Annotated in this window: 8 protein-coding genes; 7 read left to right on the top strand and 1 reads right to left on the bottom strand. The window is 73.0% G+C overall.

Features of this window, described 5'->3' with window-relative positions; genetic code table 11:
* The first annotated feature begins 25 nt into the window (after window positions 1-25).
* The 7 genes from MQP27_RS35280 to MQP27_RS35250 all read left to right on the top strand — a co-directional run bounded on the left by MQP27_RS35280 (window position 26) and on the right by MQP27_RS35250 (window position 14,574).
* The gene (locus MQP27_RS35280) at window positions 26-3,883 is read left to right on the top strand and encodes an FHA domain-containing protein (protein ID WP_242772879.1); all 3,858 of its coding nucleotides are present in this window, start codon (window positions 26-28) and stop codon (window positions 3,881-3,883) included.
* A 148-nt stretch (window positions 3,884-4,031) separates the two neighbouring features.
* On the top strand, window positions 4,032-5,405 hold the full coding sequence (locus tag MQP27_RS35275; RefSeq protein WP_242772877.1) for an ABC transporter substrate-binding protein: 1,374 nt from the start codon (window positions 4,032-4,034) through the stop codon (window positions 5,403-5,405).
* An 8-nt stretch (window positions 5,406-5,413) separates the two neighbouring features.
* Window positions 5,414-6,766, top strand: coding sequence for a carbohydrate ABC transporter permease (locus tag MQP27_RS35270; protein WP_242772875.1), 1,353 nt, complete (start codon window positions 5,414-5,416; stop codon window positions 6,764-6,766).
* Entirely contained in the window at window positions 6,763-7,644 is an 882-nt protein-coding gene (locus MQP27_RS35265; RefSeq protein ID WP_242772873.1) for a carbohydrate ABC transporter permease, read from the top strand. Before MQP27_RS35270 ends, MQP27_RS35265 begins: the two co-directional genes overlap by 4 nt.
* Before the next feature lie 133 nt (window positions 7,645-7,777).
* Window positions 7,778-9,985, top strand: a complete 2,208-nt coding sequence (locus MQP27_RS35260; protein WP_242772870.1) for a bifunctional glycosyltransferase/CDP-glycerol:glycerophosphate glycerophosphotransferase — start codon at window positions 7,778-7,780, stop codon at window positions 9,983-9,985.
* A gap of 148 nt (window positions 9,986-10,133) precedes the next feature.
* The gene (locus MQP27_RS35255; protein WP_242772868.1) at window positions 10,134-12,335 is read left to right on the top strand and encodes a bifunctional glycosyltransferase/CDP-glycerol:glycerophosphate glycerophosphotransferase; all 2,202 of its coding nucleotides are present in this window, start codon (window positions 10,134-10,136) and stop codon (window positions 12,333-12,335) included.
* A 1-nt stretch (window position 12,336) separates the two neighbouring features.
* Window positions 12,337-14,574: a bifunctional glycosyltransferase/CDP-glycerol:glycerophosphate glycerophosphotransferase gene (locus MQP27_RS35250; protein ID WP_242772866.1), complete on the top strand. Its 2,238-nt coding sequence runs from the start codon at window positions 12,337-12,339 to the stop codon at window positions 14,572-14,574.
* On the opposite strand, the gene MQP27_RS35245 is transcribed toward MQP27_RS35250, so the two are convergent.
* Entirely contained in the window at window positions 14,562-15,770 is a 1,209-nt protein-coding gene (locus MQP27_RS35245; protein ID WP_242772864.1) for a hypothetical protein, read from the bottom strand. The genes MQP27_RS35250 and MQP27_RS35245 overlap by 13 nt on opposite strands.
* Between the last annotated feature and the right edge of the window lie 88 nt (window positions 15,771-15,858).

The raw sequence follows: 15,858 nt of genomic DNA, 5'->3' as shown, positions 1-15,858 counted from the left end.
CGCGCAGAAGGGACCGCTGACGGCGATGCAGATCCGGCTGACCGTCGTAGACCCGCTGGGCCCGCCCGAGCGGACCCGGGGCCGCACCGCGAGCTGCGACGTGCTGGTCACGGCGCCCGCCGGCACGGCCCTGGCCGCGGTGGCCTCGGCCCTCGCCTCGGCGGTCTCCGGCGACGGGGGCGCGGACCGGGCGGAGCGCGGCCGCGAGAGCGGCGGCCCGGTGGTGCTGTACGCGGGCGCCGAGCGCCTCGACGACCGCCGCTGCACCCTCGGCGAGCCCCCGCTGGTCGACGGCGCGGTGCTGTCCCTGGGCGCCCCGGCCGAGCCCGAGCCCCACCCCGAGCTGGACGACGCCCCGACCCAGCTGCACGTGGTCGCGGGCCCGGACGCGGGCGGCGTCCACCTCCTGCACGGCGGCGAGATCCGCATCGGCCGCTCGGCCGACGCCGACGTCCCCCTCGACGACCCGGACGTCTCCCGCTTCCACTGCGCCATAACGGTCACGGCGGACGACCGCGTCGCGGTGACCGACCTGGGCTCGACCAACGGCACCACCCTGGACGGCACCCGCGTACACACCCGCCCGGTCCGGGTGACCCCGGGCGCGCTGCTGCGGATCGGCGAGTCGGCCCTGCGGGTGGCCGCGGCCGGGGGGCCGGGGGCGCGGGTGGCCACTACTCCGGACGGGGAGGGGCATGTGCGCGTGGCCCCCGGGGGCGGCGGCTCCGCGGGTGCCGGCCCGGGTCGCGCGGAGGGCCTGCCCTCCGGGGATCAGGGACCCGGCGGCGGGTACTCCGTCCGCACGGGCAGGCGTGAGCAGGCGGGCAGCGGGCGCGGTTCGGCGCCGATGCCGCACGCACGCGTGGCGGACGGCGGCGACCCGACCGCCACGGCCTCGCGGGCGACGCAGAGCGCCCAGGGGCATACGTCCGCCGAGCCGCCGGTGGTGCCGGGGCAGGGCGGGGCACCACGGATCGAGAGCCGGGGGGCGGGGCGTTCCGGTGGCATCCCGGCCGACGGCGGGGACACGCACGCGGGACGGTTCGGTGCGCTGGCGTGGGGGACGCCGGGCGGTGACGGCATGGCGAGCACGTCCGACTCGCACACACCGGCGCACGGCACGGCGGCCCACGAGGAGGCGTCCGGTGCACGCGCGCGTGGGGCGGAGAGCTCGGACGGCATGAGCCCGGTGGACACCGGGCCGCAGGAAACCGGCCGCCGCAAGGGCACGCCCCTCCGGGGCACCGACGTACCCGCCGGCGTCCGCAAGCGCGGCGGGCTCTCGGCGTGGGCCCGTCGGCTGGCGGGCGGGCGCGGCGAGCAGACCGCCGACGAGCACGGGATGTACGACGACGGAGACGACCCCGGCACCGAGGCCGGGCCCACCCCGGCCCCCGGCGCTCAACTCCCGGAGACCTGGCCGGATCCCGCGGCGCTGCTGCTGACGGCCCTCGGGCCGGGGCCGCGGCTGTGGGAGCGCGGGCCCGGACACCCGGAGGCGCTCACCGTGCGGCTCGGCACGGCGGACCGGCCCGCGCCCGACGGTTCCGGTCTGCTGCCCGCGGTCCCGGTGACCGCGGATCTGCGCGAGGCCGGTGCGCTGGGCCTGGCGGGCCCCCGCGCCCGGCTCTCCGGGCTGGCCCGCGCGGTACTGGCCCAGCTCACCGCGCTGCACTCGCCCGAGACCCTGGAAATCGTCCTGATCAGCGCGGACCGCTCGCGCCCCTTGGCGGAGCGCACGGCGGAGTGGTCCTGGCTGGGCTGGCTCCCGCATCTGCGCCCCGGGCACGGCCAGGACTGCCGCCTCCTGCTGGCCTACGACCGCGAACAGGCGACGGCCCGCACGGAGGAGCTCCTACGACGCCTGGAGGACCAGCAGGCGGAGCACCGGACCGGCGCGCACCGGACGGCGACGGCACCCTCAGCGACGGCGACGGCCAGGGGTACGAGTGGTCCCCGCGGTGCCGCCCGGCGCCCCTCCTGGGCCCGGGACGACGAGCCGGACGACGGCTTCGCCGGGCCGTACACCGTGGTCGTCGTCGACGGCGACCCCGGCGGCGCCGATGTCCGCCAGGCGGTGGCGCGGCTGGCGTCGGAGGGCCCGGCCGTCGGCATACACGTCGTCTGCCTCGCCGAGACGGCGTCGGCATCGCCCGCGTCCCCGGTGACGGAGACGTACGAGGCGGCCTGCGCGGTGGCACCGGCGTTCCGGGAGTGCGGCGCGGTCGCACTGCTGAGCGGCGACGTGGCGACGGCGCTGCGGCTGATGCGGGTGGCGAGGAGCGGCGCGCTCGACGCGGACGCGGCAGGTGCGCCGAACCCGCCCGGAGCGCCGGGCTCCACGGGCTCCACGGGCTCCACGGGCTCCACGGGCTCCACGGGCTCCACGGGCTCCACGGGCTCCACGGGCTCCACGGGCTCCACGGGCTCCACGGGCTCCACGGCAGCCAACGCCTCCGCAGGCCTCCTCGCCTCGGCGGAAACGGCCAGGCCCACGGCCGCAAGCCCCGTCGGCTCGACGGCCCAGGCCGACCGGACCCGCCCCGCTCACCACCCCTCCCACCCGGGCGACGCCACAGACCGCGTACCGGCCCCGGCGAACACCGCCCCGCACCCCACCCCCATACCCCCCGGCACAGTCGCCCGAGTGGACGCCGTGTCCCTGCCCTGGGCCGAGCGTTTCGCGCGGGCGCTCGCGCCGCTGCGGCTAGACGGCGCGTCCGCCGAGCGGCTCGCGCGGGTCTCCGTGCCGTTGCCCCAAGCGGCGCGGCTGCTGGACGAGTTGGGGCTGGCCCGGGCCACCCCGGCGTCGCTGATGGCGCGCTGGGCCGACGCGGCGGACGACACCGAGTCGCTCGGCGGACGCGCCTGGGCCGTGCTCGGCGCCGGTCCGCGCGGCCCGGTCTGCGCGGACCTCGCCGCCGACGGACCGCACCTGTTGATCGAGGGCCCGGCGGGCAGCGGCCGTACGGAGCTGCTGCGTGCCGTGGTCGCCTCGCTGGCCGCCGCCGAGCGCCCCGACCGCCTGGGCATCGTCCTGATGGACGGCCGGGACAGCGTGGGCGCGGGGGCCGGACACGGCGACGGACTGCGCGTGTGCACGGACGTCCCGCACGTGACGACCCACCTGACCGCCAACGACCCCGTCCGGATGCGGGAGTTCGCCCAGTCCCTGAGCGCCGAGCTGAAGCGCCGGGCCGAGCTGCTCGGCCGTTCCGACTTCGCCGAGTGGCACACGGGCCGCGAGCTGTCGGGCCGGATGGTCGCCCAGCGCCCCGTCTCGGCGGGGGCGGGCGACCTGGACTCCCCGCCCAGCTCGACGATCCGGCTCCGGCCGGGCGCGGCCCGCCGGCAGACGGAGGCGGCACCGCCGCTGCCCCGCCTGGTCGTGATCGTGGACGACCTGGACGCCCTGGTCTCCCCCGCCCTCGGCTCCCCCGGCCGCCCGGCCGCGGGCTCCGTGATGCGGGCCCTGGAGGCGGTGGCGAGGGAGGGCGCGCGGCTGGGCGTGCACCTGGTGGCGGCGACGGGCCCCGACGGCCGTACCGCGGAGACCGAACCGGCACGCCGGGCCACCCTCCGCGTGACCCTGGACGCCCCGGAAGCCTCCCCCGAGGCCCCCGCCCCGGGCCGCGGCCGGCTGACGACCCCGGACGGCCGAGCCACCCCGTTCCAGGGCGGCCGGGTCACCGGGCGCATCCCCCGCACCGCGACCCTGCGGCCCACAGTGGTCCCCCTGGACTGGCAGCGCATGGGCGACCCGCCGACCCGCAGGCCGGTCCGCGAGCTGGGCAACGGCCCCACGGACCTGGCCCTCCTGGCAAGCGCCCTGGAGCGGGCGGCACGGGAAGTCTCGGCGTCGGAGGTGCCGTCGCTGCTCTAGGGTCTGCCCACCCCGCACCTGGTCACGAGCGGATCACGATCCCCGGGTTGACACGGGACGCACTCTTGCCGCCCTACACCCGTCGGCGTAGACCAGATCGCACGGGACAGCGCTCGACGTTCGACGACGAACGAAGAACGGGGCAGTGATGCGCACCACGAGCAGCAAGAACGGGACACGCAGGGCAGCCAGGACAGCCGCCGCTCTCCTCGCGGGAGCGCTCACGCTGGCGCTGTCGGGATGCGGCGGTGACGACAACAAGAGCGACGGCGGAGGCAGCTCCGAGAGCAGCAGCGGTCTGAAGCTCCCCAGTCTCAGCGGCCAGACCCTGGAGGTCGCCGCCGTCTGGACCGGCGCCGAGCAGGACAACTTCATGAAGGTGATGGACGAGTTCAAGAAGCGCACCGGCGCGAAGGTCAACTTCGTGCCGACCGGCAACAACACGTCCACCTTCCTCGGTACCAAGATCCAGGGCGGGAAGCCGCCGGACGTCGCGTTCCTGCCCCAGGTCGGCGTGTTGCACCAGTTCGCGGACAAGGGCTGGCTCAAGCCGCTGGGCGCGGACGCCAAGGCCCAGCTCACCAAGAATTTCTCGAAGGGCTGGGTCGACCTCGGCGCCTGGAAGGGCACCCAGTACGGCGTCTACGCCAAGGCCGCCAACAAGTCGCTGGTCTGGTACAACACCGCGAACTTCGAAGCGGCCGGGATCAGTTCCACGCCGAAGACCTGGAAGGACTTCCTCACCACGGCGCAGACGCTGTCCGACGCGGGCACTCCGGCCGTGTCGATCGGCGGCGCGGACGGCTGGACGCTCACCGACTGGTTCGAGAACGTCTATCTCTCGCAGGCGGGCCCGGACAAGTACGACCAGCTGGCCGCCCACAAGATCAAGTGGACGGATCCCTCCGTCAAGGACGCCCTGACCACGCTCGCCCAGCTGTGGGGCAAGAACGACCTGATCGCGGGCGGCAACAAGGGCGCGCTGAACACGGAGTTCCCGAAGTCGGTCACCCAGACCTTCTCCGGCGACACCCCGGCCGGCATGGTCTTCGAGGGCGACTTCGTGGCCGCGAACATCAACGGCGACACCAAGGCGAAGCTGGGCACGGACGCGAAGGTGTTCCCGTTCCCGGCGGTCGGCAGCGACTCGCCGGTGGTCAGCGGCGGTGACGTGGCCGTGGCGCTGAAGGACGGCAAGGGCGCCCAGGCGCTGCTGACCTTCCTGGCCTCGACGGACGCGGCCGAGGTGTGGGCGGCGCAGGGCGGCATCCTCTCCCCGAACAAGGAGATGGACCAGTCCAAGTACAAGGACGCGATCACCAAGCAGATCGCCCAGCAGCTGATCTCGGCCGGTGACAACTTCCGCTTCGACATGTCCGACCAGGCCCCCGCGGCCTTCGGCGGCACGGCCGGTGTCGGCGAGTGGAAGGACCTGCAGGACTTCCTGCGCAATCCGAAGGACGTCGCGGGCACCCAGCAGAAGCTGGAGGCCGACGCGGCCAAGGCCTACGGCTCCGGCTGACGGCCGACATGACTTCGGTGGCGAACTCGACGGGGGGCGCCGGCGCACTGCCGGCGCCCGCCGCCGAACCGGGCAAGAGCGTCACGGGGACGCGGCTGTGGGTGGCGGTGCTCTTCCTGCTGCCCGCGTTCGTGCTCCTCGGGGCGCTCGTGGTCTACCCGATCGGGTACTCGATCTGGCGCAGCCTCTACGACGCCGACGGCTCCGGCTTCGTGGGGCTGAAGAACTACGGCGACATCTTCGCCAACGACGCCACGCTGACCGCCGTACGCAACACGGCGATCTGGGTCGCGGTGGCGCCCGCGATCGTCACCGCGCTGGGGCTGATCTTCGCGGTGCTGACCGAACGGGTGCGCTGGGGTACGGCGTTCAAGCTGATCGTCTTCATGCCGATGGCGATCTCGATGCTGGCGGCCGGCATCATCTTCCGGCTGGTCTACGAGCAGGACCCCAACCTGGGGGCCGCGAACGCGGTGGCGAAGTCCATCCACGACACGTTCGTCTCGTCGTCCGTCTACCCCAACGCCCGGCCGAACGCGGCGGTCAGCGATCTCAAGCCCTCCGGGGGCGGCTCGTTCACCACGACCGGCACCGTGCGGGCGGGCACGCCGGCCATGCTCCCGCTGGTCGGCATCGCGCCCAACAAGCTGCCGGGCAGCCCCGAGAACGCGAGGACTGCGAGCGGGTCCGGTGTCACCGGCACCGTCTGGCTGGACTTCAAGCTGGGCGGCGGCGGTACGAAGGGCAAGGTCGACCCGGGTGAGAAGGCGCTCAAGGGCGTCAAGGTGGAGGCGGTGAAGGGTGGCAAGGTGGTCGCCTCCGCCAAGAGCGGCGCGGACGGCACCTTCACGCTGCCCGCCTCCGCCGACGGGGCCCGGCTGCGGTTGCCGGCTTCGAACTTCTCGGCGCCGTACAACGGGATCGACTGGCTCGGCCCGACGCTGGTGACGCCCGCGATCATCGGGGCGTACGTGTGGATGTGGGCGGGCTTCGCGATGGTGCTGATCGCGGCCGGACTGGCCGGGGTGGACCGGAACCTGCTGGAGGCGGCCCGGGTGGACGGCGCCAACGAGTGGCAGGTCTTCAGAAGGGTCACGGTCCCCCTCCTCGCGCCCGTCCTGGTCGTCGTCCTCATTACGCTGATGATCAACGTGATGAAGATCTTCGACCTGGTCTACATCATCGCGCCGCAGCCCAGTCAGGACGACGCCAACGTCCTTGCCCTGCAGCTGTTCCTGTCGTCCTTCGGAGGCGGCGGCAACGAGGGCGTGGGCAGCGCGATCGGCGTGATCCTGCTGCTGCTCGTGCTGCCGGTGATGTTCGTGAACATCCGCCGGCTGAGGAGGGAGCGTCAACGATGACCACTCTCGACACGGCCGTGCGCGGCAGGCGTTCCTTCGCCTCCCGGGTGGCGAGCGGTGCGGCGGGCGGGGTGCTGCGGATCTTCCTGATCCTGGTCGCCCTGTTCTGGCTGGTGCCCACCTTCGGGCTGCTGGTCTCCTCGTTCCGCGACCCGACGGACATCGCCACCTCGGGCTGGTGGAAGGTGTTCACGGCACCCAGCCAGCTGACCGCCAAGAGCTACCAGTCGCTGCTGGAGAAGGACGCGATCACGCACGCGTTCTTCAACACCATCTGGATCACGGTCCCGGCCACCCTGCTGGTGGTGCTGCTGGGCGCGATGGCCGGATACGCCTTCGCCTGGATGGACTTCAAGGGCCGCGACTGGTGGTTCCTGGTCGTGGTGGCGCTGCTGGTCGTACCCGTGCAGGTGGCGCTGATCCCGCTGGCCGATCTCTTCGGCAAGATCGGGATCTTCGGCGACATCATCGGCGTGGTGCTCTTCCACGTCGGCTTCGGACTGCCGTTCGCCATCTTCCTGTTGCGCAACTTCTTCGCGGAGATCCCGCGGGAACTCCTGGAGGCGGCGCGGCTGGACGGCGCCGGTGAGACCCGGCTGTTCCTCACCGTCGTACTGCCGCTGGGCGCTCCGGCGATCGCCTCGCTGGGGATCTTCCAGTTCCTGTGGGTGTGGAACGACATGCTGGTCGCGCTGGTGTTCTCCAACGCCGAGTCGCAGCCGCTGACGGTCGCACTCCAGCAGCAGGTACGGCAGTTCGGCAACAACATCGACGTGCTGGCGCCCGGCGCGTTCATCTCGATGGTGGTCCCGCTGGTCGTGTTCTTCGCGTTCCAGCGGCAGTTCGTCTCCGGCGTCATGGCGGGCGCGGTCAAGTAGCCGGAAAGCAAGGCGAAAGGGGGACGCCGTTCACCTGGTGTCCCCCTTATGCCGTACGAAACCGTAACCAAGTCACTCCATCGGCCGTTCCCGGGCAAGGCCCCGTCGTCCGCGCCGACCCCATGGATGTGCCTTGCCCAGGTTCAGTGTCATCGTCCCCGCGTACAAGGTTCAGGCGTATCTCCACGAATGCCTGGAATCGGTGCTGTCGCAGTCGTATCCCGATCTGGAGCTGATCGCGGTCGACGACTGCTCGCCGGACGGATCCGGCGCGGTCATCGACGAGTTCGCGGCCCGCGACCCGCGTGTGCGCGCCCTGCACCTGGCCGGGAACCGGGGCCTGGGCGGCGCCCGCAACGCCGGTCTGGAGCAGGCCACCGGCGACTACCTGGTGTTCCTCGACGGCGACGACACCCTCACCCCGCACGCGCTGCGCTCGATCGCCGACCGCCTGAAGGAGACCGGCGAGCCGGACGTCCTGGTCTACGACTACGCGCGCACCTTCTGGACCGGCGAGACCGTCCGCAACATCGCCTCCGTGCAGCTCACCGAGCAGGGCCCGGCGCCCTTCCGGCTGGAGGACCGCCCGGGCCTGCTGCACCTGCTGATGGTGGCCTGGAACAAGGCGTACCGCCGGGAGTTCGTCCGGCGCGAGGGCTTCGCCTTCCCGCCCGGCTACTACGAGGACACCCCGTGGACCTTCCCGGTCCTGCTGTCGGCGGAGTCGATCGCGACCCTGGACCGGGTCTGCGTGCACTACCGCCAGCGCCGCCGGGGCAACATCCTCTCCACCACCAGCCGCAGCCACTTCGACATCTTCGAGCAGTACGACCGTGTCTTCGCGTTCCTCGACACGCGCCCCGAACTCGCGCGCTGGCGGCCGGTGTTGTTCCGCCGCATGGTCGACCACCTGGCGAAGGTCCTGGCCCGCCGCGACCGCCTCCCGCGCGGCTCGCGCGCCGAGTTCCTGCGCAAGGCCCGCGCCCACTACCGCCGTTACCGCGTCCCCGGCGCCCCCGTCCCCCTCAGCTCCCGCCTCCACCACACCCTGATCCGCTGGGGCCTGCACCGCACGTACGGCACCCTCCGCTCGATGGCGGCCGTCCGCCGCCGCACGGCCAAGCTGACCGCCAGACTCCTGCGCGCCGCCCGCGCGTCGGCCCTCCGCCTGCACTACCGCGTCCAGCTCCGTCTCCCCCTGCGCGCCGACCGCGCGGTCTTCACCACGTACGACGGCCGCCCGCACACCTGCAACCCGGGCGCCCTGGAGGAGGCCTTCCGCGCCCACGCCCCGCAGATCCGCACGTCCTGGCTGGCCCGTCCCGACACGGCCGCCCGCTGGACCGCCCTGGCCCGCTCCAAGTACCTGGTCTCCAACGGCGAGTTCGAGCCCCGCCTGGTCAAGCGCCCCGGCCAGGTTCTGATCCAGACCCACCAGGGCACCCCGTTCGGCCACATGGGCCTCGACCTCCAGGAGCGCCCGGCGGCGGCACGGGACCTGGACTTCGAGCGGCTGCTCGACGGCGTCGACCAGTGGGACTACGTCCTGTCCGGCAACCGCCACTCCACCCTCGTCTGGGAGCGGGTCCACCCGGGCACGTACACCACCCTCGAATACGGCCTCCCCCGCAACGACGTGTTCCAGAGGGCCACTTCGGCCGACGTCGCCCGCATCCGCGACTCCCTGGGCATCCCGGCCGACACCGTCGCCGTCCTCTACGCCCCGGTCCACCGCGACCACCGCCGCACCCAGCACTGCCCCCTGGACCTGGAACGCGTCCTGAACCGCCTCGGCCCCCGCTATGTCGTGCTGGCCCGCACCCCCGGCCCGGTCCCGCACAGCACGCGGATCATCGACGTCACCAGTCACCCGGGCGTCGAGCAACTGGCCCTCGCCTCGGACGCGTTGGTCACCGACTACGCGCCCCTGATGTTCGACTACGCGGGCCTGGACCGGCCGATCGTGATCCACGCCCCCGACGACGACTGGGCGGCCTACCAAGCGGCCCGCGGCACCTACTTCGACCTGCGCGCCTTCCCGCCGGGCGCGGTCGCCCGCAGCGAGGACGAGCTGATCGACATCTTCGCCACCGGCCACTGGCGCGGCTCCCGCTCCGTCCAGCTGCGCTCGGCCTTCCGCGAGCGCTTCTGCCCGTACGACGACGGCCGCGCCGCCGAACGGGTCGTACGGCACGTGGTCCTCGGGGAGACCGGCCTGCCGCCGGTCGTCCCGCTCGCCGAGCGGCACCCCGTGCCCTCCGCGGCCGCGGGCCTCGCGCGCTCCCCGCAGGCCACCGTGCCCCAACCCGGCGGTCCGCTGACCGTCACCGACAGCCTCTGAACGCCGTTCCCACTCCGGGGAGTTCCCATGCCCTCCAGCCCCTCGCGACCCACACCGAGCCGGCCGTCCACCTGGCGTCCCGCGGGGCGGCCGGGGCGCTGACGGCACCCGTACCTCCCGCCCGAACGACCCTGAGAGAAAGAGCAGAATGCCCCGCTTCAGCATCATCGTCCCGTCCCACGGGGTGGCCGGCCGGCTGTCCCAGGCGCTGGACTCGGTCCTCGCGCAGTCCTTCGGCGACTTCGAGCTGATCCCGGTCTGCGACGCCCCGGACGCGCCCGCGGCGGACGTCGTCGCCGGGTACGCCGAGCGGGACTCCCGGGTGAGCCCGGTGCACTCGCCGCCGTCGGCCGGTCTGGCCGGGGCGCGCAACGCCGGGACGCGGGCGGCGACCGGCGCGTATCTGCTGTTCCTCGACGGCGACGACACCCTGGTCCCGGGCGCGCTGACCGCCCTGGACGCCCGGCTCGCGGAGACCGGTGACGTGGACGTCCTGTACGTCGAGCACGAGCGGGTCCCCTGGTGGGAGGGCGAGCCCAGCAACCCGGCCGAGCTGCTCCTGCCGAAGACCCCGGCCGGGCCCTTCGCCCTCGACCAGGTCCCGCAGCTGACCGGAGTCCAGCTCCCGGCGTGGAGCGCGGTCTACCGCCGGGCCTTCCTCGCCGGCCACCGACTCGCCTTCCCCGACGGCCACTTCACCGACGTCGGCTTCGGCGGCCTCGTCGCGCTGCGGGCCGAGAAGGCGGCGGTGCTGCGCCAGGTCGTCGTACGGCATCTCGCGCGCCGGCAGGGCAACCGGCTGAACCTTCCGGGCACCCACCACCTCGAACTCCTCGACCAGACCGAGCTGGTGCTGACCCGGGCCGCCGAACTGGGCCTGCACGAGGAGCGGTTGGTGCCGCTCTTCGACCACCTCTTCGCCGCCGTCCTCAAGACGGCCGCCCACCCCCTCCGGCTCCGCACCGGCCGCCGCGCCTTCTTCCGCCGGGCGAGCGCGCTCTACCGCGGCCACCGCCCGGCCGGCTTCCGCACCCCGGCCGGGAGTCTCGGCGTACAGCACCGGCTCCTGGCGAGCGGGTCGTACGCGGCCTTCCGGGCCCTGCGCGGCGCCAACCAGTCGGCGGCGCGGGCGCTGGAGCTGCTGCCGCGCCCGCAGGGCCTGCGCACACGCCTGCGGTACCGGCGCGCCCTGCGCCGCCCGCTCGACCCCAACCTCGCGGTGTACTGCGCCTATTGGGGCCGCGGGTACGCCTGCAGCCCGGCCGCGATCCACGCCAAGGCGCGCGAACTCGCCCCGCACATCCGCTCGGTGTTCCTCGTCGAGCCCGACCAGGCGCACACCGTGCCCAAGGACGTCGAGTACGCGGTCATCGGCACCGCGAAGTACTGGGACGTCCTCGCCCGCGCCAAGTACCTGATCAACAACGCCAACTTCGCGGACGCCGTCGTCAAGCGCGAGGGCAGTGTGCACCTGTCCACCCAGCACGGCACGCCGCTGAAGAAGATGGGCGTCGACCAGGCGACGTACCCCGTGGTCGCCGCCGCGACCGGCAGCTTCACCAAGCTGCTGGCCCGCGTCGACCGCTGGGACTACAACCTCACCTCCAACGCGCACTCGACGCAGATGTGGGAGCGGGCCTTCCCCGCCGCGCACGAGACCCTCGAGTACGGCTATCCGCGCAACGACGTCTACTACACGGCGACCGCGGACGATGTCGACCGTATCCGGCGGGAGTTGGGCGTCCCTGAGGGCAAGACCGCCGTCCTGTACGCCCCCACCCACCGCGACTACCACACCGGCTTCGAGACCGGCCTCGACCTGGAGGCCTTCTGCGAGGAGGCCGGCGAGGACGTGGTCGTCCTGCTGCGCGCCCACTACTTCTACGACCGCGGTGAGAAGAGGACCACCGGCCGGATCATCGACGTCACCGCGCACCGCTCCTCCGAGGACGTGTGCCTGGCCGCGGACGCGCTGATCACCGACTACTCGTCCATCATGTTCGACTACGCCAACCTGGACCGGCCCGTCGTCGTGTACGCCGACGACTGGGACGTCTACCGGGAGACCCGGGGCGTCTACTTCGACCTGATGGAGCACCCGCCGGGGCCCGTCGCCCGCACCCCCGGTGAGCTGGCCCGGATCTTCCGCGACGGCTCCTGGGCGGGGCCGGAGTCCACCGCCGCGCGGGCCGCGTTCCGCGAGCGGTTCTGCGGGTTCGACGACGGGCGCGCCGCCGAGCGCGTCGTACGCCGGGTGCTGCTGGGCGAGCCGCCCGAGTCGATCCCGCCCGTGATCCCCCTCGCCGAGCGCGTCCCGGCCCCCGCCGCCACTCTCGTAAGGAGCCGCTGACGTGCCCCGCTTCAGCATCGTCGTCCCCGTCTTCAAGGTGCAGGGCTATCTGCACGAGTGCCTCGACTCGGTGCTCGGACAGTCGTACCCCGATCTCGAGGTGATCGCCGTCGACGACCGGTCGCCCGACGGCTGCGGCGCGATCCTCGACGAGTACGCGGCCCGCGACGAGCGGGTGCGGGTGCTGCACCTGCCCGAGAACGTCGGCCTCGGCCGCGCCCGCAACGCCGGACTGGAACAGGCCCGCGGCGACTACGTCCTCTTCCTCGACAGCGACGACTTCTACACGCCGGGCCTGCTGGCCGCCGTCGCCGACCGGCTGAGGTCGGCCGAGGACCCGGACATCCTGGTCTTCGACCACGTCCGCACCCACTGGTGGGGCCGCGGCGGCCCCAGCGACGCCTCCGCCCTGCTGGCCCGCGCCGGCCAGGACGTGTTCAGCCTGCGCGAGAAGCCCGAGTACGTCCACCTGTTCCTGGTCGCCTGGAACAAGGCGTACCGCAGGGACTTCTTCCAGGAGCACGGCCTCCGGTACGCGCCCGGCCTGTACGAGGACGCGCCCGTCACCTACCGCTCGATGGTCCTCGCCGACCGCATCGCCTGTCTGAACCGGATCGGCGTCGAGTACCGGCAGCGGCGGCAGGGGGCGATCACCAAGACGCCCGGGCGCCGGCACTTCGACATCTTCCAGCAGTACGAGGGCCTGTTCGCGTTCCTGGAGGAGCGGGACGACCTCGCGTGGGCCCGGCCGCTGCTGTTCGAGAGGGCCATGGACCACATGCTGTTCGTGATCGCCCGCGAGGACCGGGTGACCCCGTCCGACCGGGCCGACTTCCACCGCGAGATCCGCGCCTTCCACCGCCGCCACTGCCCCGAGGGCTTCACCCCGCCGGACGACGCCCGCGGCACCGAGATGCGGCTGCTCGCCTCGGCGCCCTACCCCGCGTTCGCGGCCCTGCGCGGGGTGCGCGGCCTGCGCCGGATCGCGGGTGCGGGCAAGCGCCGTACGACCGCCAAGGTGTCGAAGGCGGCCCAAAGCGCCTGGTACGCGGCCCAGTTGAGGCTTCCCCTTGACCCGCACCTCGTCGTGTACTCCGCCTCCCACCACTCCGGCGTGTCCGGCGATCCGGCCGCGATCCATGCCAAGGCCCGGGAGATCGCACCGCAGTTGCGCGGGGTGTGGGTGGTGCGGGAGGACGCGGTGGACGCGCTGCCGCCCGGCATCGACCACGTGACGCCGGGCTCGCGGCGCTACCACGCGGTGATGGCGCGGGCCACGTACTGGGTGAACAACGTCAACTGGCCCGGCACGGTGGTCAAACGCCCCGGCCAGATCCAGGTGCACACCCACGAGGGCACCCCGCTCAAGTACATGGGCGCCGACCTGCTGGCCAAGCCCGGTGCCCGGTACGGCTACAGCGTGCCGAAGCTGCTGCACCGCGCCGACCGCTGGGACCTGAGCCTGGTCGCCAACCGGCACTCGGAGCTGGTGTGGGAGCGGGCGTACCCCTGTCACTTCGCGTCGGTCCGCACGGGCAGCCCGCGCAACGACGTCCTCGTCAACGCCCCCGCCGAGCGCGGGAGTTCGGTCCGTGAGCGGCTCGGCATCCCCGCCGACCACACGGTGGTGCTGTACGCGCCGACGCGTCGCGAGTACCGGCGCGGCGGACACGTCGACCGGATCGACCTGGCCCGGTTCGCCGCCGACCTCGGCGCGGGCCACACCCTCGTCGTACGCCTGCATCCGACACTCGCCGCAGGCCCCGCGCGCGGCCTCGGCCTCGCCGATCTGCACGCGCGGGGCGTCCTGGTCGACGCCACCGACGAGCCGCACGTCGAGGACGTGATGCTCGCCTCGGACGTGCTGGTCACCGACTACTCGTCCCTGATGTTCGACTACGCCAACCTGGACCGGCCGATCGTGATCCACGCCGACGACTGGGGCGCGTACGCGGCGAGCCGGGGCGCCTACTTCGACATCACCGCCGAGGCGCCGGGCCATGTGTCGCGCTCCTACCGGGAGTTGGCGTGGCTGTTCGCCTCCGGGACCTGGCGGGACGAGGAGGCGGCAGGGCTGCGGGCGGCGTTCCGGGAGCGGTTCTGCGAGTTCGACGACGGGCACGCCGCCGAGCGGGTGGTACGGCAGCTGCTCCTCGGGGAGGCGCCGGGCGGCGAGGGAGCGGTGGTGAGCATCCCGCGGGCCGCCGACGGCTCGGCGCGGCTGCCTCAGTACAGCTGACTCTCGGGCGCCGGCAGCTGGCGTCCGACGCGAGGGGGCCGGGCCATCGGGTCCCGCCCCCTCTCCCGCAGGCTCTCGACCAGCAGCGGGATGCCGCACACCGGGAGCAGGCTCGCCATCACCAACAGCCTTGGCCCCATGGCCACTTCGGGGTGTCCGGCCTGGTTCACGAACCCGGCGGCCGCGATGCCGGTGATCAGGAACCCGAAGGAGCGGTGGTACCGCAGGGCTCCCCAGGCGCCGGCCGCGAGCAGGAGCGGTTCCATGGGGTGTACGAGCGCGTCGCGCAGCCATTCCCGCCAGAACGCGAGGTTCAGGCGCAGGAATTCGTGCAGGAGATGCGGGGGCACCGGCTTGTTGTAATGGACGGACAACAACTCCTGGACGCTGGCCCGGGTGCTCGGCAGACCGAGCGCGACGACGGTGAGTTCCAGCGCCAGGACGAATGCCGCGGTCGTGGCGAGGAGCACCCGTTCGGGCCGGGGCAATTCCCGTCGCCGTACCCACCGGACGCCGAGGAACAACGCGGTCGCGCCCGCGATTCCGGCCACGGCCAGCAGGGTCTGCGCGTATTTCACGCAAGCCGCCGCGGTGAATGCCGTCAGGGAAATCGCCACGCCCGACGGAATTCTCCCCTGGAGGATCCGGACACAGCCGAGAATGCCGCCGAGCAGAACGCACAACAGCAGCCCCTCGCACATCGGCTGCATCGAGTCCGTGCCCGTCGGCAGCGCGTAGTAGAGGACCTGTCCGAGCAGGGCGAGCGGTACGGACACGCCGAGCCGGCGCAGGATCAGCACCACGCACCCGCTCGCCATGACGGTCACCGCGATCCCCGCCGCCCACAACCCCCTGACCAGGCCGAACGCACGGATGAACGGGACCGTGAAGGCGGGGTAGGCGGGCCTGGTCGCGAAGATCTCGGAGATGCGCGGGTCGCTGAACAGGGCCATGTAGCCGGTGACGTCGGCGCGTTGGGAATTGACCTCGACGGTGTGCTCCATCGCCGTGACGCACTGTCGGTACGCGGAGTTTCCGCCGTCGCCGCCGCGATAGGTGCCGAGGTCCGCGCTCTGCCTTCGCGCGGTCGCGACACGCGCGCTGTCGCAGTAGTACCGGAGCGCCCGCCGGGAGGCCTCTTCGCGGCCGACGCCCTGCAACATGTAGGCGTGCGCGACGTATTGGCGGGTGTCCATGCGGGCACGCCCCTGGATTTCCGCCGATTGAGCGCCGACGAACACCAGGGCGATGACAGAGAACCAGAAAGGGAGCCTCCACATGGTG

It is taken from the genome of Streptomyces cylindrosporus (genome assembly GCF_022698165.1).
Taxonomy (GTDB): Bacteria; Actinomycetota; Actinomycetes; order Streptomycetales; family Streptomycetaceae; genus Streptomyces; species Streptomyces cylindrosporus.
The sequence above is the reverse complement of the archived record's forward strand: the minus strand, read 5'-3'. Positions and strand labels throughout refer to the sequence as shown.

Bases quoted from the DNA above. Each gene is read 5' to 3' on its own strand.
- MQP27_RS35270 (WP_242772875.1), top strand. From the start codon at position 5,414: ATGACTTCGGTGGCGAACTCGACGGGGGGCGCCGGCGCACTGCCGGCG.
- MQP27_RS35255 (WP_242772868.1), top strand. From the start codon at position 10,134: ATGCCCCGCTTCAGCATCATCGTCCCGTCCCACGGGGTGGCCGGCCGG.
- MQP27_RS35245 (WP_242772864.1), bottom strand. From the start codon at position 15,770: ATGGACACCCGCCAATACGTCGCGCACGCCTACATGTTGCAGGGCGTC.
- MQP27_RS35265 (WP_242772873.1), top strand. From the start codon at position 6,763: ATGACCACTCTCGACACGGCCGTGCGCGGCAGGCGTTCCTTCGCCTCC.
- MQP27_RS35280 (WP_242772879.1), top strand. From the start codon at position 26: ATGCAGATCCGGCTGACCGTCGTAGACCCGCTGGGCCCGCCCGAGCGG.
- MQP27_RS35275 (WP_242772877.1), top strand. From the start codon at position 4,032: ATGCGCACCACGAGCAGCAAGAACGGGACACGCAGGGCAGCCAGGACA.